The 17,372-nt window shown below is 69.1% G+C and carries 17 protein-coding genes; 9 read left to right on the forward strand and 8 right to left on the reverse strand.

Annotated elements, in window-relative coordinates:
- Both erpA and IGS68_RS17445 read left to right on the forward strand, forming a co-directional pair.
- Positions 1–390, forward strand: coding sequence for an iron-sulfur cluster insertion protein ErpA (gene erpA / locus IGS68_RS17440; RefSeq protein WP_201071918.1), 390 nt, complete (start codon positions 1–3; stop codon positions 388–390).
- Between the two features lie 120 nt (positions 391–510).
- Positions 511–1,284: an exodeoxyribonuclease III gene (locus IGS68_RS17445; protein WP_201071921.1), complete on the forward strand. Its 774-nt coding sequence runs from the start codon at positions 511–513 to the stop codon at positions 1,282–1,284.
- 129 nt (positions 1,285–1,413) lie between these two features.
- Here the strand turns inward: IGS68_RS17445 and ypfJ are convergent, their stop codons facing one another.
- Positions 1,414–2,334, reverse strand: a complete 921-nt coding sequence (gene ypfJ, locus IGS68_RS17450) for a KPN_02809 family neutral zinc metallopeptidase (protein WP_201071924.1) — start codon at positions 2,332–2,334, stop codon at positions 1,414–1,416.
- 368 nt (positions 2,335–2,702) lie between these two features.
- Between ypfJ and IGS68_RS17455 the strand changes: the two genes are divergently transcribed.
- Together IGS68_RS17455 and IGS68_RS17460 are read left to right on the forward strand one after the other, a co-directional pair.
- On the forward strand, positions 2,703–3,119 hold the full coding sequence (locus IGS68_RS17455; protein ID WP_201071927.1) for a GFA family protein: 417 nt from the start codon (positions 2,703–2,705) through the stop codon (positions 3,117–3,119).
- 58 nt (positions 3,120–3,177) lie between these two features.
- The gene (locus IGS68_RS17460) at positions 3,178–3,729 is read left to right on the forward strand and encodes a hypothetical protein (RefSeq protein ID WP_201071930.1); all 552 of its coding nucleotides are present in this window, start codon (positions 3,178–3,180) and stop codon (positions 3,727–3,729) included.
- On the opposite strand, the gene IGS68_RS17465 is transcribed toward IGS68_RS17460, so the two are convergent.
- The 5 genes from IGS68_RS17465 to IGS68_RS17485 all read right to left on the reverse strand — a co-directional run bounded on the left by IGS68_RS17465 (position 3,707) and on the right by IGS68_RS17485 (position 8,463).
- Positions 3,707–4,750, reverse strand: coding sequence for a YheT family hydrolase (locus tag IGS68_RS17465; RefSeq protein ID WP_247880944.1), 1,044 nt, complete (start codon positions 4,748–4,750; stop codon positions 3,707–3,709). The two genes, IGS68_RS17460 and IGS68_RS17465, sit on opposite strands and share 23 nt — an antisense overlap.
- Before the next feature lie 34 nt (positions 4,751–4,784).
- A complete protein-coding gene (locus IGS68_RS17470) occupies positions 4,785–5,246 on the reverse strand; it encodes a hypothetical protein (protein WP_201071933.1) in 462 nt (153 codons plus the stop codon).
- Positions 5,243–6,115 (reverse strand): alpha/beta fold hydrolase, encoded by an 873-nt coding sequence (locus tag IGS68_RS17475; protein WP_201071935.1) that lies wholly within the window; start codon positions 6,113–6,115, stop codon positions 5,243–5,245. Before IGS68_RS17475 ends, IGS68_RS17470 begins: the two co-directional genes overlap by 4 nt.
- Positions 6,116–6,185: 70 nt before the next feature.
- Positions 6,186–7,133 carry an Rpn family recombination-promoting nuclease/putative transposase gene (locus tag IGS68_RS17480; RefSeq protein WP_201071937.1) on the reverse strand — a complete coding sequence of 316 codons (948 nt, stop codon included), beginning with the start codon at positions 7,131–7,133 and terminating at the stop codon, positions 6,186–6,188.
- Positions 7,134–7,227: 94 nt separating this feature from the next.
- Positions 7,228–8,463, reverse strand: coding sequence for a type III PLP-dependent enzyme domain-containing protein (locus IGS68_RS17485; RefSeq protein WP_201071940.1), 1,236 nt, complete (start codon positions 8,461–8,463; stop codon positions 7,228–7,230).
- Positions 8,464–8,809: 346 nt separating this feature from the next.
- Here IGS68_RS17485 and IGS68_RS17490 point away from each other — a divergent pair, with 346 nt between their 5' ends.
- The 4 genes from IGS68_RS17490 (at position 8,810) to IGS68_RS17505 (ending at position 14,847) form a co-directional block, all read left to right on the forward strand.
- Positions 8,810–10,309 carry an aldehyde dehydrogenase family protein gene (locus IGS68_RS17490; RefSeq protein ID WP_247880945.1) on the forward strand — a complete coding sequence of 500 codons (1,500 nt, stop codon included), beginning with the start codon at positions 8,810–8,812 and terminating at the stop codon, positions 10,307–10,309.
- A gap of 16 nt (positions 10,310–10,325) precedes the next feature.
- Positions 10,326–12,707: a penicillin acylase family protein gene (locus IGS68_RS17495; protein ID WP_201071943.1), complete on the forward strand. Its 2,382-nt coding sequence runs from the start codon at positions 10,326–10,328 to the stop codon at positions 12,705–12,707.
- A gap of 39 nt (positions 12,708–12,746) precedes the next feature.
- Positions 12,747–13,961, forward strand: a complete 1,215-nt coding sequence (locus IGS68_RS17500) for a threonine ammonia-lyase (protein ID WP_201071946.1) — start codon at positions 12,747–12,749, stop codon at positions 13,959–13,961.
- A gap of 193 nt (positions 13,962–14,154) precedes the next feature.
- Positions 14,155–14,847: a Crp/Fnr family transcriptional regulator gene (locus IGS68_RS17505; protein WP_201071949.1), complete on the forward strand. Its 693-nt coding sequence runs from the start codon at positions 14,155–14,157 to the stop codon at positions 14,845–14,847.
- Here IGS68_RS17505 and IGS68_RS17510 read toward each other — a convergent pair.
- Positions 14,822–14,980 (reverse strand): DUF2934 domain-containing protein, encoded by a 159-nt coding sequence (locus IGS68_RS17510; protein WP_247881390.1) that lies wholly within the window; start codon positions 14,978–14,980, stop codon positions 14,822–14,824. The genes IGS68_RS17505 and IGS68_RS17510 overlap by 26 nt on opposite strands.
- Entirely contained in the window at positions 14,904–16,277 is a 1,374-nt protein-coding gene (locus IGS68_RS35600) for a hypothetical protein (RefSeq protein ID WP_247880946.1), read from the reverse strand. The genes IGS68_RS17510 and IGS68_RS35600 overlap by 77 nt, the downstream gene beginning before the upstream one ends.
- A 158-nt stretch (positions 16,278–16,435) precedes the next feature.
- Here IGS68_RS35600 and IGS68_RS17515 point away from each other — a divergent pair, with 158 nt between their 5' ends.
- Complete coding sequence (locus IGS68_RS17515) at positions 16,436–17,362, forward strand: DMT family transporter (protein ID WP_201071953.1); 927 nt, start codon at positions 16,436–16,438, stop codon at positions 17,360–17,362.
- The last annotated feature ends 10 nt before the right edge of the window (positions 17,363–17,372 follow it).

Genomic DNA, 17,372 nt, shown 5'->3' on the forward strand with positions numbered 1-17,372 from the left:
ATGACCGACACGGCGCTCGACACACCGCAGACCGACTCAGCCGCCGCCGTGGGTTCGGGCGGTCGGTCCCTCTCGATCTCCGACAGCGCCGCCCGGCGGGTCGCCGCGCTCCGCCAGATGGAAGGCGACGACGCCCTGATGCTGCGCATCACGGTATCCGGCGGCGGCTGCTCGGGTTTCCAATACGGCTTCGGCTTCGACAAGACCGTCAACGAGGACGACTACGTATTCGAGCACCTGGGAACCTCGGTCGTGACCGACGACGTCTCCCTCGACCTGCTGAACGGCTCGATCATCGACTTCGTCGAGGACCTGATGGGCGCCAGCTTCCAGATCAAGAACCCCAACGCCACCGCGTCCTGCGGCTGCGGCTCGTCCTTCGCGGTGTGATGTGATTCCGGGGTCCATGTCGTCGCCGGCCGACGTGGACCTTGAGTTCCGCTGCCGGTTCGTCTTCCATGCCGGCCATCGAACGCATGTGCCGCCAGGACCGTCAAGGAAGACACCCCCATGAAGATCGCCACCTGGAACGTCAACTCCGTGAAGGCCCGCCTGCCCAACGTGCTGGCGTGGCTTGAGCGCGCGTCGCCGGATGTCGTCCTGTTCCAGGAGATCAAGTGCGAGACCGCCTCCTTCCCGAAGCAGGATTTCGAGGCGCTTGGCTATAGCTGTGCCGTCGTCGGGCAAAAGAGCTACAACGGCGTGGCGTTGCTGTCGAAGCAGCCGGCCGAGGACGTGCTGGACCACCTGCCCGGCGACGCCGAGGACACCCAGGGCCGCTATGTCGAAGCCACCGTGGCCGGCGTCCGCATCGCCTCGCTCTACCTGCCCAACGGGAATCCCGTCGGGACCGAGAAGTACCCGTATAAGCTCCGCTGGATGGAACGGCTACGCCGTCACGCGGCGGAACTGCTCAAGACCGAGCAGCCCTTCGTGCTGGGAGGAGACTACAACGTCATCCCCGCCCCCGAGGACGTCTACGACCCGCAGGCGTGGGAAACCGACGCCCTGTTCCGCCCCGAGACCCGCGCCCAGTTCCGCGCCCTGCTCAACCTGGGCCTGACCGAGGCCTTCCGCGCGGTGCATCCCGACGAGGCCCGCGCCTATACCTTCTGGGATTATCAGGCCGGCCGCTGGCCGCGCGACCAGGGCATCCGCATCGACCATTTCCTGCTGTCGCCCCAGGCCGCCGACCGCCTCGCCGATTGCCGGATCGACCGCGGCCCGCGCGGCGAGGAGAAAGCGTCGGACCACACCCCGGTCGTCCTGGAACTGGCGGACTGACGCCGGCGACAGACGTTCAACCGTAGGTCAGCTTTCGCCGTAAGGCGAACGCCGACACCGGACCCCAACGTTGCCACATAACGTCGGAGTTCGCCCTTCGGGCGAAGTCCGACCTACGGCCCCCTCCGGTCATCCGTCCTGGAACGTGTCGCACGAGGTCGGAGCGCCCGACTCAAGCCCGCGGCGGAACCACTCGACCCGCTGGGCCGAGCTGCCGTGGGTGAACGAGTCGGGCGTGATCCTGCCGGTCGCCCGCTCCTGCAACCGGTCGTCGCCGACCGCGCTGGCCGCGTTCAGCGCCTCGTCGATATCGCCCGGCTCCAGCACCTGACCCTGCCGGGCCATGTGGAAGGCCCAGACGCCGGCGAAGCAGTCGGCCTGGAGTTCCAGGCGGACCGACAGCGCGTTGGAGTCGCTGCGCGACGACTGCCGCTGGGCCGCCTGCACGTCGCCGGAGACACCCAGCAGGTTCTGGACATGGTGCCCGACCTCGTGCGCGACCACATAGGCCTGGGCGAAATCGCCCGGCGCCCCCATCCGGGTTCGCAGGTCGCGGTAGAAGCTCAGGTCTATGTAGAGCTTGCGGTCGGCCGGGCAGTAGAACGGCCCCATGGCCGCCTGGGCGAAGCCGCAGGCGGACTGCACGGCACCGCTGAACAGCACCAGCACCGGCTCCTCGTAGCGCCGGCCGGACTGGGCGAAGATGTCGCCCCAGACATCCTCCGTCTCCGCCAGCACGACGCTGACGAAGTCGGCGAGATCCTGGTCCCCGCTCGACCTCGGTCCGGAAGCGGTGCCCATGCGCGGCTGCGGCGCCTCCACATAGCCTCCACCGGGGCCGCCGCCCGACCCGCCGTTCAGCAGGAAGCTGGGATCGAAACCGAACACCAAGCCGAGCAGGAGGATCACCACCGTCCCCACGAGGCCGAAGCCGCCCCGCCGCATCCCCCGGCCGCCGAGCATGCCGCCCGGCAGGCCCGACCCGGATACCGGACCCATGCCGCGCCGGTCCTCGATATTATCGCTCTGCCGGCGCCCACGCCACTGCATCCGCTTTCCCCCCCAGTTTGATTGGCCAGTCAAGAATGTTGAAGAGGAACGACGCAGGGAGCAAAAAGGGTTCAAAGCCCGGCGGGTGATAATTTTCGGAGAGGCCGGCCACGGCTGTCCGGCACGATGATTGCTAATCAACCCCAAGCTGATGCTCAGGATACTTCCTCTTCCCATTATCGTCATGCCCGGACTTGATCCGGGCATCTCCAGCCACGGAGCCCCCGTGAGACCTGTGAGACGATGGCCGGATCAAGTCCGGCCATGACGAAAAAGGGGTAGTTCTGCCTTGAGTTCAGGCTTGTGAGCAGTAAGCAATAAACGTGCGGGACAGCCGTGAGAGGCCGGCCGGTTTCGGGGGGGGCGTGATGGTTTTGACCGGAGGGTGCCTGTGCGGCGCCGTGCGCTATCGGATCGACGGCGAACTCACGGCGGAGGGGGCGGGATTCTGCCATTGCGGCCTGTGCCGCCGGGCCAGCGGCGCGCCCGTGGTCGCCTGGGGAACCTGGCGGGCGGCGGATTTCCGGTTCACCGACGGCCGGCCCGCCGAGTACCTGTCCTCGCCCAAGGGGGTCCGGCGCTTCTGCCCGGCCTGCGGCACCCAGCTCACCTTCAACTACACCGAAGGTCCCGAGACGGTCGACGTCACGCTGGCGACCCTCGACGACCCGAACGCGGTGGCGCCGCAACACCATAGCTGGTGCGCCGCCGCCGTCCCGGCCCTGGACGCGAGCGCTGATTTGCCACGGTATGCCCAAGGCGGCAGCGATTTCACCCCGTACTGAAAACTCCTATACCGACTGGTTCATGCAGTCCGGCATCGGCAGTTCGGGAACAGATCAGGTGAGGCGGTACGTCATCGGGAAGGCACCGGACCGGCGCGAGATCGCCTCGATGCTGTCGGCCCTGGAGAAACAGGCGAAGGAGGCCGCGTCTCTCGCCGACAGGGCCCACGGCGAGGCCGGCCGCGACTCCTACGCCGCCTATTTCCGCTTCCGGGCCAAGGTGGACGAACTCCAGGCGCTGATCGCGCTGATCGAGGAGCGGCTGGGACGCATGGAGGACGAGCAGGCGGAAGAACTGCGGGAGAAGTTCCGTCAACTGGATGCCGCCGTGCTGGTCATGCTGGTCCGGACCAGCACCCGGTTCTACGCCCTCGTCGAGAAATCCAACGCCCTGCCGCTTGGCGCCCGCGAGCTGTTCCTGCCGGAACTGCGGACCCTGTCGGAGGTCCGAGACCGGGTGACCGGCCAGCCGGAGCACGCGGCGCTCCTGACCGGCGGCCTGCTGGAAGCCGTGGAGCGGGTGCTCGCCATGATCGAAGGTCTGGTCGCCCGGGCGCCCAGCCTGCCCGACTTCGGCCGGCCTGACCTCAACCCGCCCGGGCGGCGGTGAGCGGTACGGCCGTTTCGCCGAGCGGGCCGACGACGGCCTCCAGGAATTTCACCAGGCACTGGTCATGCCAAGGGTCCGCACCGGCGCCATGGAATCCGACATGGCCGCCGCCCCGCGGCAGCAGCGGAGTCAGCCCGGGACTCGAGGCCCAATCGAAGCTGAGATAGGCGTCGGCCGGGATCCAGGGATCGTCCAGCGCGTGGATCACCAGCGTCGGCACGCGGATGCCGCCCATGAATCGGACGGCCGAGTTCACCTGGTGGTACTCGTCGGCGCTGCGCCAACCGTTCCGCGGCGCCGTGAACCGGTCGTCGAACTCGTAGCAGTTCCGCACCTCGCGGACGGCCGCCTTGAAGTGCTCCGGGATCGGCATGCCCAGGACTTCCTCCTTCATGCGGGCGACGACCCGGCGATGATAGAAGAAGTTGCGGCGGCTCATCATGCGCCGGCTGGTCTCCGACAGGTCGATCGGCGCCGACACCGCCGCGGCGGCGACCACCCCGGCGGGCGTCCCTTCGCCCAGCAGCTTCAGGGTCAGGTTGGCGCCCAGCGAATAGCCGACCAGGACGATGCCCGACCGGGTCAGCGGCTCGGGGATCTGCGCCAGTACGCTTCGCAGGTCCTCCGTCCGGCCGGCATGGTACTGCTCCTGGCAGAACGGGCGCGACGGACCGGCGCCGCGCAGGTTGACGCGCAGCACCCTCATGCCCCGGCGCAGGAGCACCGCCGCCGTCGCCCGCATGTAATGGCTCTCGGTGCAGCCGGTCAGCCCGTGGACCAGGACGGCCAGCGGCAGGTCAGGGGCCGGTTCCGCCGGGCGGTTCAGGGTCGCATGGAGCACGTCGCCGGTGCCGTCCGGCATGCGGAAGCGCATCTGCTTCTGCGGATGGTCCTCCGGCCGGTAGCGCTGCCGCATCAGCACGCTGCGCACGGTCTGGAGATCGGCGCCCCACCAGGGGGCGCGCGGCGTGAAGGACGGGAAGTCGAAGGGTGCCGCGGCCACGGCGGACGTCAGGTCCACGGGCACGGTGGCACCGCCGGCTTCGCCAGCGGTCTCAGCGGTCGTCGGGTTCGGCGGAATACTGTTCATAGGAGCGGTGCAGTGCGGCGTAGAAGGGGTTGGTATCGATGAACTTCGTCATGGCTTTCAGGTTGGCCTTGTCGCCCTGAATCCATTGATCGGCCGCCTGCTGGTGCTCGGGATGGATCGACAGGAGGTAGAATGCGGCCTGATCGACCGACATCATCTCCTCCTCGCCCATCTTTTCCAGGATCGCGCCGATGTGGAGCGGAAGCACGGCGACGAACGGTATGTCGCCGCGGCTTTCCGGGTCCTGCCGGTTCCGGTCGAAGGCCTTGCGCAGCCGTTCGATGATCTGGAAGAACACCGCGCGCCGCTGCTTCCATGTCGGCTCTTCGGCCAGGATTTCAACCAGGCTGTCGAACAGGCGGGTCTGGTCCTCGTCGAAGCCTTCGCAGGCCGACTGCGCCGGTCTCGGTATCGGAAACGCTGTCATCGGTGCTCCGTCCCTTGGACGAGGAAATCGCGGACGGCCGCGATCTGATCGTCCGACATGAGCGGCGGAGCATGCCCGACCCCGGCGAATTCCACCAGCCTCGCGCGCGGCCCGCGCGCCGTCATCTCGCGGGCCGTGCCGGCCGTCAGCAACGCGCTGTCGGCACCCCGCAGGAGCAGCGTCGGGCAGGAGATGCGGTCGTAGACCGGCCAGAGATCGACGTCCTTGGCCGGCCCCGCCGCCGCCATCGCAGAGGCGATGGCGGGGTCGTAGCCGAGCCTCAGCCTGCCGTCGTCGCCGCGCCGCGCCTCGACCTCGGCCAGCCGGCGCCACTGCGCGTCGGTCACCGGCGCATAACCGGTCAGCCGCGCCCGCAGCTCCCTCTCGACGCCGACGACGTCGTCGAAGGCCGGCTGCTTCGACACATAGGCGTTGATCGCCTCGAGCGCCGTCGCCGGGACGAAGGCACCCACGTCGTTGATCACCAGCCGGGCGACCGGCGTGTCGGGCTGGGCCGCCAGCATCATCCCGATGATGCCGCCCATCGAGGTCCCGACCCAGTCCACCCTCTCCACGTCGAGGCGGGCGATCAGCGCCGTCATGTCGGCGAGGTACTGGGGAAAGCCGTAGGACGCCGCGACCGGCAGCCACCCGCTCCGCCCGCGCCCGGCGACATCGGGACAGACCACCCGGAAGCCCTGCTCGGCCAGCGCCGGCGCCACCCAGTCGAAATCATGGGAGTTGCGAGTGAGGCCATGGACGCAGACGACCGTCCGGTCGGACCGCTCCGGTCCCCACTCGGTATAGCCGATCCGGTGGAAGCCGGCGACGTTCAGCCCGCGAAGGCTCTTTTCTCGATAAGCGTGCATACACAAAAACGTAGCACACCGGCCGGGCGGTTCCAACGCCGCCGCGATGCGTCACGCGCGGAAGTGCGTGTCAGTGCCGCAGGTCCTCCGCGAACAGGTCGTCGAGGGAGGCCGCGGTCATGGCTCGCCGGAACAGGCGGTCCATCGCCTCCGGCTCGGATCCCCGCACGCGATCCTCCAACGCGGCCGGAACCTGCCCGAACCGCATTTCCAAGGCGATCAGGATCGTATCGGCCTTGCCCTTGGCGAAGCCCTTCTCCTCACCCTGGCGGAGCCATTCCTGTGCAGCGAGCGATATCAATTTCCCCTCCCGATGCGGATCGACCCGACGCGCGACCCTGGACAGCATGTCCGCCGTGATGGCCGGATAGGTCAGGATCATATAGCGGATCAATTGCTCCTCAAAGGTCGTTCCGCTGCGCAGGGCGGACAGGATCTCCGCCAGCAGCGCCTCCGGATCGCCGGGACGGAAGACATGCTTGAGCGCCAGCAGCCCGGCGCGGACCTCGCCGTCGGACGACAGCTCCGCGTCGGGTATGGGTCCCAGGTCGCACAGGATGTATCCCATGTCGCCCGGCACCTGCTTCAGGTCCTCGTCGGCGTCCAGGCAGGCGGTCACCGAGGTCGGCACGTTCCACGGCCCCCTGCCATGGTAGAACACCATCGGGATGATCGGCGGCAGCCGCAACCTGCCCCGGCCGCCCGCCTCGGCGAAGCGGCGCCAGATCTCCGCCCGGTACCGCAGCACCTGGATCGGCGTCAGCGGGTCGGGAAAGCTCTTGTGCTCGATCAGGATATAGAGCAGCGCGAAGCCGCCGGCGCGCAGCGCTACGCTGAACAGCCGGTCGCTCTGGCTCGGGTTCAGCTCCGGATCGACGAAGCTGCCGTCCAGCAGCGTCGGCGGCTCGTCGGCGAGCCGTGCTGCGATGTCCGGCGGCAGGAAGTCGCGGATCAGGACGCCGGCCCGCACCGGGTCGTCGATCAGGGCGCGGAACAGCGAGTCGTGGACGGCGGACATCGGGCGGCGCATACCATGGCAGGAGACGGGCGGCGGATGGAACCCGATTTCCGCCCGCCCGCCCATGCGGCATGATGCCGGCCCTTCCCTCGCCCTACTCGGCGGCGGCGCTCAGGAACGGAACCGGTTCCATCTCGGCCGTCGGCAGGAAGGCACCGTCGCCGACCTCCACGAAACGGTCGGGGCAGAAGCCGTTGAAGTCGGTGCGCAGTTCCAGCGTATAGGCGCCGGCCTGCCCGATCTCGATATAGTCGCCTTCCCGCACGTCGGCCGCCAGCCGGTACGGGCCCTCCATCACGTCGACCGCGTCGCAGGTCGGCCCGAACAGGCTGAACTCCCCCAGGTTCTCCTCCAGCACCTCGACGCGGTCCCCGACAGGCCGCAGCACGCGCATGGGAAAGCGCAGCCCGGCATATTTCAGGTCGGACAGGCTGCCGTAGACGCCGTCGTTGATGTACAGGAAGTTGTCGCGCCGAAGCTCCACCCGGACCACCAGCGACGCGCCCGCGGCGACCAGCGCCCGGCCGGGCTCGCACCACAGCTCGCACTCCGCCGGAAGCTCCATCCCGGCCAGCCCGGCCCGGATCGCGGCGACATAGTCCTCCAGCGGCGGCGGGTGCAGGCCGACATAGGCGACGGGAAAGCCGCCGCCCACGTCGATCACGCTCAACGGCACCCCGGCAAGGTCGAGCGTGTGCGCCGCGAGCCGCAGGGCCGCCGTGTAGGACCCCGGTGTCAGGCACTGCGAGCCGACATGGAAAGACAGGCCGACCCTGCGTCCCGCCCCGTAAGCCTGCCTCAGCAAGGCCGCGGCCTGGGCCGGCGACGCCCCGAACTTGCCGCCCAGGTCATAGACCGCGGCGCCGCGCGCCGTCGCGAGCCGGACGACGATCACCGCGTCGGCGGCCCCGCCCGTCTCCACCATGACCTTCGCCAGTTCGTCGGCATGGTCGACCACGAAGTGCCGGACGCCGTGCTGCCCGTAGGCCGCGCGGATGCCGCCCCGCTGCTTGACCGGATGCATGAAATAGGACGTGGTGTCGGCGAACCGCTCGGCGACGACCGAGATCTCGGGCAGCGACGCGGTGTCGAAGTGGCGGATGCCGCCCTCGTGCAGGGCATCGAGGAACGCCGGCTCCGCGTTGCACTTCACCGCGTAGAGCACCTTGCCGGGGAATGTCTCGACGAAATGCCGGGCCGCCTCCCTCAGGACGTGCGGGCGGATGCAATAGACCGGCTGTTCCGGCCGAAGCGCCGCGACCATCGCGGCCGCATCCGCATAAGCGGCATGCTCGTGAGCGGCAAGGGGAGCGGTGAAGGGCAAAGACATAGGCGCGCGTTCCATCGTTCTGGATGTACTGGGGAAATGCACTGTCGATGACGGAAAGAGCCGACCGTCACCTGCCTCGCCCGCCACGGGAGCGATATTGATCGCTTTATGATTTTTCCAGGGTAAAGACTCAGTTAATGCAGCGCCTCCGCGGGATTTATACTTCATTTTACGGATAAGCCGAAGCTTCTCTTCGGCATAGCCCCGCTTGACAGCCGTGCCCCCCATGCTGCAATGCAGCCGTTCCCGCGAGCCCCGCCGGGTGCTACAACGACGCCATGCCGCCGGCCGCTCGCCGCCCCTTGGCGAAGGCGCGGCAAGGCCAAGAAAATCAGGAGGATCGATCGTGGCGCCGCAAACCCTCACCCTCACCCTGGACCCCCACGCGCTGGCGCGGGAGCTGTCGGGCAAGCTGCTGATCGACGGGGAACTGGTGCCCGCGCGCTCCGGCAGGACCTTCGCCGTGGTCAATCCCGCGACCGGCGCCACCATCGCGGACGCGGCGGAGGGCGAGGCGATCGACGTGGACGTCGCGGTCCAGTCGGCCCATGCCGCGCAGAAGCCCTGGTCGAAGCTGACCGCGCGCGAGCGCGGCCGTCTGGTCACCGAATGCGGCCGCCGCCTGACCGAGCATGCCGAGGAGCTGGCCCGCTTGGTGGCGCTGGAGACCGGCAAGGCGCTGCGCACCGAGAGCCGGGTCGAGTCCGGCGTGCTGGCCGACGCCTTCGTCTTCTACGGCGGCCTGGGCTCCGAGCTGAAGGGCGAATCCGTTCCCTTCAATCCGAAGATGCTGACCGTCACCCAGCGCGACCCGATCGGCGTGATCGGCGCCATCATCCCGTGGAACGTCCCGATGATGCTGATGGCGCTGAAGATCGCGCCGGCGCTGGTCGCGGGCAACACGGTGGTGGTCAAGTCGGCGGAGGAGGCGCCGCTGGCCGTGCTGCGCACCTGCCAGATCATGAACACGATCCTGCCCAAGGGCGTCTTCAACATCCTGTCCGGCCAGGGGCCGGAATGCGGCGGGCCGCTGGTCGCCCACCCCAAGGTCGGCAAGGTCACCTTCACCGGCTCGGTGGAGACCGGCAGGATCATCTACCGGGCGGCGGCCGAAAAGCTGATCCCGGTCACGCTGGAGCTGGGCGGCAAGAGCCCCATGATCGTGATGGGCGACGCCGATCTGGACAAGGCGATCGACGGCGCCGTCGCCGGCATGCGCTTCACCCGCCAGGGGCAGAGCTGCACGGCGGCTAGCCGCATCTTCGTCCATGACAGCGTCCACGACGAATTCGTCGGCCGCCTGAAGGCCCGCGTCGACGCGATGAAGATGGGCGACCCGCTGGACGAGGCGACCGACATCGGCACCATCGTGTCGCCCCAGCAGTTCGAGAAGGTGAACTCCTACATCGAGCTCGGCACCGCGACCCCCGGCGCCACCGCGCACGCCTGCTCGGCCATGCCGGACGACCCCAAGCTCGCCAAGGGCCTGTTCGTCCGCCCCGTCATCTTCACCGGCCTCGGCAACGACAGCCGGCTGGCGCGGGAGGAGATCTTCGGCCCGGTCACCTGCATCATCCGCTTCACCGACTACGACAGCGCGATCGAGCAGGCCAACGACAGCGAGTACGGGCTGGCCGCCACCATCTGGACCCGCGACCTGCGCACCGCGCTGGACGCCACCCAGCGGCTGGAGGCCGGCTTCGTCCAGGTCAACCAGAACCTCGTGGTCCAGCCCGGCCTCAGCTACGGCGGCGTCAAGCATTCCGGCCTCGGCAAGGAGGCTTCCCTCGAGGCGATGCTGGAACATTTCACCCACAAGAAGACGATCATCCTGAACATGGTCTGAGGCGGGGAAGGCGGCGATGCGGCGGTTACGGCGGACGATCCTGGCAATCCTGGCGATCGCCGCCGCCGTCCCGCTGCTCGGCGTTCCGGCCGCTTGGCTGTGGCTCCGCTCCGGCCTGCCCGACCTGGAAGGCACCGTCTCCCTGCCCGGACTCGTGGCGAAGGTGGAGATCGCGCGCGACGCCAACGCGGTCCCCCACATCTTCGCGCAGACCCAGGAGGACGCCTATTTCGCCCTGGGCTACGTCCATGCCCAGGACCGCCTGTGGCAGATGGACCTGAACCGCCGGATCGGCGCCGGGCGGCTGTCCGAGCTGATCGGGGCCGGCGGCCTCCGCTACGACAAGCTGATGCGGACCCTGGGATTCTACCGCGACGCCGAGGCCAGCGTCCGCGCCCTGGCGCCGGAGGTGCGGATGGCGCTGGAAGCCTATGCCGCCGGGGTGAACGCCTGGCTCGCCAACCGGAGCGGCCCCCTCCCGATCGAGTTCCAGGTCCTCCGCTACGAGCCGGAACCCTGGCGTCCGGCGGACAGCATCGTCTGGGGCAAGCTGATGGCGCTCCAGCTCAGCGGCAACTACACCGAGGAACTGCTGCGCGCCCGGATGATGCAGCGCCTGCCGCCCGACCGGATCCGCGACCTGTTCCCCGACTATCCCGCTTCCGCCCCGGTCACCCTGACCGCCGGCCTGCCCGACCTGGATCTCGACCGGCTGGCCGCCGCCCTGCCCCCGCCGCTCGGCCCCGCGACCGCGTCGAACGAGTGGGTCGTCGCGGGCGATCGGACAGGCACCGGCCTGCCGGTGCTGGCCAACGACCCTCACCTCCAGCTCGGCGCCCCGATCCTGTGGTACCTGGCCCGGATCGAGGCGCCCGGCTTCTCGGTCACCGGGGCTACCGTTCCCGGCGTGCCGTTCCACCTGCTCGGCCGCAACGACCGCATCTCCTGGGGCTTCACCACCACCGGGGGAGACGTGCAGGACCTCTTCGTCGAGCGGCTCGATCCCGCCGATCCTTCCCGGTACCTGACGCCCGACGGCCCCGAACCCTTCGCCCGGCGCGACGAGACCATCCGGGTCAAGGACGCGCCGGACGAGACGCTGACCGTCCGCACCACCCGGCACGGCCCCGTGCTGTCCGACATCGACCCGGACGCCCTCGGCGCCGCCCCGGAAGGGCACGTCGTCGCCCTGGCCTTCACCGGCCTCAGCGACCGCGACACCACGCCCGAAGCGCTCTACCGCCTCGCCCGGGCACCCGACTGGGAAGGCTTCAAGGCGGCGCTCCGGCACTTCCAGGCGCCGCTCCAGAACATCGTCTACGCCGACATCCAGGGCAATATCGGCTTCTACACCCCGGGGCTGGTCCCGATCCGCCGCAAGGGCGACGGCAGCCTGCCGGTCCCCGGCTGGACCGGCGAGTACGGCTGGACCGGCGCCGTCCCGTTCGACCAGATGCCGCAGTCGTTCAACCCGCCGGCCGGGCGGATCGTCAATGCCAACAACCGCATCGTCGGCCCGGACTATCCGCACTTCCTGACCAACCGTTGGGACGACTGGTACCGCGCCGCGCGGATCGAGCAGGTCCTCGGGTCCGGCCGGCGCCACGACGTGGACGCGGCGGAAGACCTGCTGATGGACAACGTCTCCGTCGCGGCGCTCGAGCTCCTGCCGGAGATGCTGCGGATCGACCCTTCCTCGTCCCAGGCCCGGACCGCGCTCGACCTGCTGCGCGCCTGGGACGGCACCCTGACGCGCGACCGGCCCGAACCGCTGATCTTCGAATGGTGGCTGCGCGACCTGCACCGGGCGCTCTACGCCGACGAGCTTGGCGACCTGTTCGCCGACGTCTGGTCCTCCTCGCCCCGCCTCGTCATCCACATGCTCCGCACCGCGCGGCGCTGGTGCGACGACGTCACCACGCCGGACCGGACGGAGAGCTGCCCCGACGTCCTGGCCGCCTCGCTCGACCGGACCCTCGCGGAGCTGGCCGAACGCCACGGGGATGACCCCGCCGCCTGGCGCTGGGGCCTGGAGCACCGGGCTCCGCTCGGCCATCAGGTGCTCAGCCGGGTGCCGGTTCTCAAGGACCTGTTCGACATCGGGATCGAGACCGACGGCGGCAACCAGACCGTCAACCGCGGCGGCAGCGCGATCCGCAACGCCGAGACCCCGTTCGCCCATATCCACGGCGCCGGCTACCGGGCGGTCTACGACATGTCCGACCCGCAGAACTCCCGGTACATGATCGCTACCGGCCAGTCCGGCAACCCGCTGTCGCCCCATTACGGCGACCTGGTGGAACGCTGGCGCGACGGCGAGCATTTCACCATCGGCGGTTCGCTGGACGCGGTCGCGGCCGACGGCCTCGGCCGCCTGACCCTGGTCCCCCCACCCTGAGGCCCCCGCCCTGACCCACCCAAATCGGAGCACCCGCCCATGACCATCGCCCTCGACGATATCCGGCGCGCGGCGGCGGTCCTGGCCGGCGAGCTTCCGGTCACGCCGACCGTCGCGGCCCGGCGCCTGTCCGAGCAGACCGGCACCCGCCTGTTCCTGAAGCTGGAGAGCCTGCACCACACCGGCTCCTTCAAGGAGCGCGGCGCCCTGGCCAAGCTGCGCAGCCTGGACGAGGCGGCGGCCCGCCAGGGGGTCATCGCCATGTCGGCCGGCAACCACGCCCAGGGCGTGGCCTGTCACGCGACCCGGCTGGGCATCCCCGCCACCATCGTGATGCCGGCGCAGACGCCCTTCACCAAGGTGGAGCGGACCGAGGCCTACGGCGCCCGCGTCCTGCTGCACGGCGAGACCCTGAGCGACGCCGAGGCTTTCGCCCACGACATCGCCGCCCGCGACGGCCTGACCTTCGTGCATCCCTACGACGACCCGCTGATCATCGCCGGCCAGGGCACCGTGGCGCTGGAGATGCTGGACGCCGTTCCCGACCTGGAGGTGCTGGTGGTGCCGATCGGCGGCGGCGGCCTGATCGCCGGCATGGCCACGGCCGCCAAGGCGCTGAAGCCCCGCATCGAGGTGATCGGCGTCGAGGCCGGGATGTACCCCTCCATGAAGCAGACCCTGGCGGGCGAACCCGTCGCCTGCTCCGGCGCCACCATCGCGGAGGGCATCGCCGTCAAGGCGCCCGGCCAACTCACCCGGGAGATCGTCCGCGACCTGGTAGACGACATCGTCCTGGTCGGCGAGGAGTGCCTGGAGCGCGCGGTCTACACCCTGGTCACCGAACAGAAGCTGGTGGTCGAGGGGGCCGGCGCCGCCGGCGTCGCGGCCCTGCTCGACGACCCGGCGCGTTTCAGGGGCCGGACCGTCGGCACCGTGATCTGCGGCGGCAACATCGACGCCCGCGTGCTCGCCTCGATCCTGATGCGCGGGCTGGTCCGCCAGCGCCGGGTCGTGCGGCTGCGCATCGGCCTCAGCGACGCGCCCGGCGCGCTCGCCAAGGTGGCCCAGTTCCTGGGCGACGCCGGGGGCAACATCGTGGAGGTCTACCACCAGCGCCTGTTCCACAACGTCCCGGTCAAGATGGCCGACATAGACGTGGTCCTGGAAACCCGCGACCCCGACCATGTCGACGCGATCATCGCGAAGCTGCGCGAAGCCGGCTATCCCGCCGAGCTGATGGACGACGTGTCGTGACGGAACGGGCGGCCCGATCGCGCCTCGCCGGCGGGCCGTAAGTCCCTGGAGAAAAGCGAGCGCCGGCTGCCGGCGCTTCCGACCTACGGCGACGCGACCTTATCGAACGCTCCCCCAACTTGTCCCAGCCCGAATCCCCGCGCCACCCGTTGAAGGTATGGAACTCTCCTTGTTCCGACCCGGAGGCAGCAGAATGGAAAGCCGCAATCACATCCTGAAACTCCTCTCGCCGGAGGAGGAGGCGCTGGTCCGGCCCCACCTGGAGCCCGTCAAGCTCCCGCACAAGATGACCGTCGTTCATCCCGACGAGGTCATCACGCATGTCTTCTTCATCGAGCACGGCTGCGCCTCCCTGATCAATACCCTGCCCGACGGCGGCGCGGTCGAGGTGGGGACGATCGGGAACGAGGGAATGGTCGGCACGCCCGTCCTCCTGGAATCCGACCGGATGCCCATGCAGTGCGACATGCAGATCCCGGGCGACGGCTGGCGGATGCCGGCGCAGGCGCTGAGGACGGCGGTCCGCCGGAGCGACACGCTGCGCGCCAAGCTCCTGCGGTTCGCCCAGGGGCACTTCAACCAGGTGGCCCAGACCGCGGCCTGCAACCGCCTCCACACCATCGACGAGCGCTGCGCCCGCTGGCTTCTGATGACCCGCGACCGGGCCGGCGACGATTTCCCGCTGACGCAGGAATATCTCGCCATCATGCTCGGCGTGCGGCGGGCCGGGGTGACCGTCACCGCGAACCTCCTCCAGAAGGCGGGTTTCATCCGCTACACGCGCGGGCACATCACGATCGTCGACCCGGCCGGGCTGGAAGAGGTCGCCTGCGACTGCTATCGGATCATCCGGGACGAATTCAGGCGTCTCGGCCCGGAAAACTAGGCGCCGCGATCGGCTCCGGGTCCTCCTCGCCGGCGACGGACAGGGAGCCGCCCTCCTCAACCTCGATCTCGTCCTTCGCCTGCTGCCAGTGCCGGTCGCTCCGGCCCTCCGGGCGGCCCTCGCGGATCCAGATCTCGTGGGCGCGCTGCCGCACCCGCTCCTCGCGGTCGTCGGTATCCATGGCGTCGATCCTTCCTGCCGGGCGCCTCCGTCCGACTGGAACGCGCGGGGCGGCAGGAAGGATCCGCCGGGCGGACGGTCACGCCGCCCTGGGCAGCTCCAGCCGGGGGCAGACCTCGGCGCGGGTACGGTGGAAGGCGCTGTTGAAGACGGCCTCGTCTTCCAGCACATATTCCCACCAGCCGCGCTGGCGGTCCATCTCGACCTCCAGGATGGTGATGTACGTCGCGTTGGCCGGGGGCTCCGTCGGCCGCCCGGTCGCGAGGAGATGGTTGATCAGTTCGATCTGGCCCTTCATAGCCGCCCAGGAAATTCACCTCGGTCTGCATGTCGCGCAACTCGATCAGGCTCGACGGGGCGTCGCCCAGCCAGCGGTTCGCCAGCGGGCGGCCGACCACGATGGTATCGATCCCGTTGCCCTTGTTGGGGATCTCGCTGAGGATCAGGCCGCGGAAATAGGCGCCGTCGAGCAGGTCGCCCTCCTCGTGGAAGCCGTACTCGTACAGGCGCAGCGCGTTGCGGACCGCCTCCTCCGTGATCTTCCGGTACTTGATCCAGGGCCTGCTGTCGCTCGCCGCGCCGGGGGTGTGGCCGGTCAGCGCGGCGGCCGTCTCGTTCATGAAGACGTATTCCTCGCCCTTGACGAAATCATAGGCGTTGAACATCACGCCGACGCCGTGCCCGTCCGATCCCGTGTCGGCGTTGAACAGGCCGGCGATGTCGGAGAAGACGTCCGGGTCGAACAGGGTGTCCTGGGACACCAGCGTCCGCGCCGGCATCATCCGGTACATCTCGCGCCACACCGAGAAGTCGCGCGGATTGGCCAGGAACTGCTTCATCGACCGGGTCAGGTTGCCCAGCATGTCGGCCGAGAACTCCGGCACCGAGGGCCGGATGTGCTGGAACGGCCAGGTCATCAGCTTGTAGTTCAGGTTGACGTCGGTCATGTCCTTGAAAGGCTGGGCCGAATTGAAATGCCGCTGCAGCATGCTATAGGGGTTCACCTCCGACCCGGGGGTCAGGCCGCGCAGGTAGGCGTAGGTGAAACGGATCTGGCCGGAGGTGCACGAGATCAGCCTGGGTTTCTTGCCGCATCGGTAAAGCGCCTCGATCACGCCGGCGCCGTGGGCGTTGTTGCCGGCGAGCCCGCCGAGCGCCACCGCGAAATTTCCCTGGACCTGCTGCCTGGGCGAAGCCTCGCGGGGGCCGACGGGGTCATAGATTTTAGGAAGTTTCTTACGGTATGGCATCGCGACCTCGTGCATATCATTGCGTGCATATCTCTAGTTGGAACTATCAAATTAGACGAGCTTCGCTAAAGCGTAGTAACCTAAGGGAGGTAAGACCTGATCATGCTCCGCGTCATAATGTCGTGCTCGCCCGGGTTGGCCCGAACCGGAGCGGCCTGATGGGGGACCGTTCGCCGCACCGCCTGGCCTATGTCCTGTTGCTGTTCGCGCCGCTGCTGATGTCCAGCAACATGCTGGCGGCCCGCTGGGTGGAGGGGAGCGTTCCGCCGGTCGCCCTCGCCTTCGGGCGGTGGCTGCTGACCGCGCTCCTGCTGCTCCCCTTCACGGCGGGCGGGCTGTGGCGCCGCCGGTCGGCCGTGGCGGCGGAATGGCCGACGCTGCTGCTCCTGGGCGCGCTGGGCATGGGGGTGTGCGGGCCGCCGGTCTATCTGGCCGGGGTGACCACCACGGCGACCAATATCGGCCTGATCTACTCGACCACGCCGATCCTGATCGTGGTGTTCGGCCGGATCTTCTGGGGCGAACGGGTGTCGGTCCTTCAGGCTTCCGGGATCGCGCTGTGCCTCGCCGGCGTGCTGGCGATCGTCACGCGCGGCGACCCGGCGACGCTGGCGACCCTGTCCTTCACCGCGGGCGACCTGTGGACCGTGCTGGCGACCCTGGGGTGGGCGCTCTATTCGGTGCTCCTCAAGCACCGGCCGTCGAGCCTGGACCTGACGGTCAGGTTCACGGCGATCACGCTGGGCGGCGTGCTGGTGCTGGTGCCGTTCCTGGGGATCGAGGCTGCGCTGGGCGAGCGGGCGCTGTTCGACGCGCGGACCGTCGGAATCTGGGTTTTCCTGGCGCTGGTGCCCGGCATCGGCGCCTATCTGCTCTACGGCAAGCTGGTGGCGATGGTCGGGCCGAGCCGGACCGGGCTGCTGATGTACCTGGTCCCGGTCTACATCGCCGGGCTGGCCTGGCTGCTGCTGGGCGAGCAGCCCCGGCCCTACCATCTCGCCGGGCTCGCGCTGATCCTGCCGGGAATCTATCTGGGGACCGCCGCGACCGCGCCCTCCCCCGCCGCCCGATCCGGCAGCAGGTGAAACGGCCGGG

Origin of the sequence: Skermanella sp. TT6 (genome assembly GCF_016653635.2) — a bacterium.
Classification (GTDB): Bacteria; Pseudomonadota; Alphaproteobacteria; order Azospirillales; family Azospirillaceae; genus Skermanella; species Skermanella cutis.

Coding starts and splice junctions, on each gene's coding strand:
- erpA (WP_201071918.1), top strand. CDS start 1: ATGACCGACACGGCGCTCGACACACCGCAGACCGACTCAGCCGCCGCC.
- IGS68_RS17445 (WP_201071921.1), top strand. CDS start 511: ATGAAGATCGCCACCTGGAACGTCAACTCCGTGAAGGCCCGCCTGCCC.
- ypfJ (WP_201071924.1), bottom strand. CDS start 2,334: ATGCAGTGGCGTGGGCGCCGGCAGAGCGATAATATCGAGGACCGGCGC.
- IGS68_RS17455 (WP_201071927.1), top strand. CDS start 2,703: ATGGTTTTGACCGGAGGGTGCCTGTGCGGCGCCGTGCGCTATCGGATC.
- IGS68_RS17470 (WP_201071933.1), bottom strand. CDS start 5,246: ATGACAGCGTTTCCGATACCGAGACCGGCGCAGTCGGCCTGCGAAGGC.
- IGS68_RS17475 (WP_201071935.1), bottom strand. CDS start 6,115: ATGCACGCTTATCGAGAAAAGAGCCTTCGCGGGCTGAACGTCGCCGGC.
- IGS68_RS17480 (WP_201071937.1), bottom strand. CDS start 7,133: ATGTCCGCCGTCCACGACTCGCTGTTCCGCGCCCTGATCGACGACCCG.
- IGS68_RS17485 (WP_201071940.1), bottom strand. CDS start 8,463: ATGTCTTTGCCCTTCACCGCTCCCCTTGCCGCTCACGAGCATGCCGCT.
- IGS68_RS17495 (WP_201071943.1), top strand. CDS start 10,326: ATGCGGCGGTTACGGCGGACGATCCTGGCAATCCTGGCGATCGCCGCC.
- IGS68_RS17500 (WP_201071946.1), top strand. CDS start 12,747: ATGACCATCGCCCTCGACGATATCCGGCGCGCGGCGGCGGTCCTGGCC.
- IGS68_RS17505 (WP_201071949.1), top strand. CDS start 14,155: ATGGAAAGCCGCAATCACATCCTGAAACTCCTCTCGCCGGAGGAGGAG.
- IGS68_RS35600 (WP_247880946.1), bottom strand. CDS start 16,277: ATGCCATACCGTAAGAAACTTCCTAAAATCTATGACCCCGTCGGCCCC.
- IGS68_RS17515 (WP_201071953.1), top strand. CDS start 16,436: ATGGGGGACCGTTCGCCGCACCGCCTGGCCTATGTCCTGTTGCTGTTC.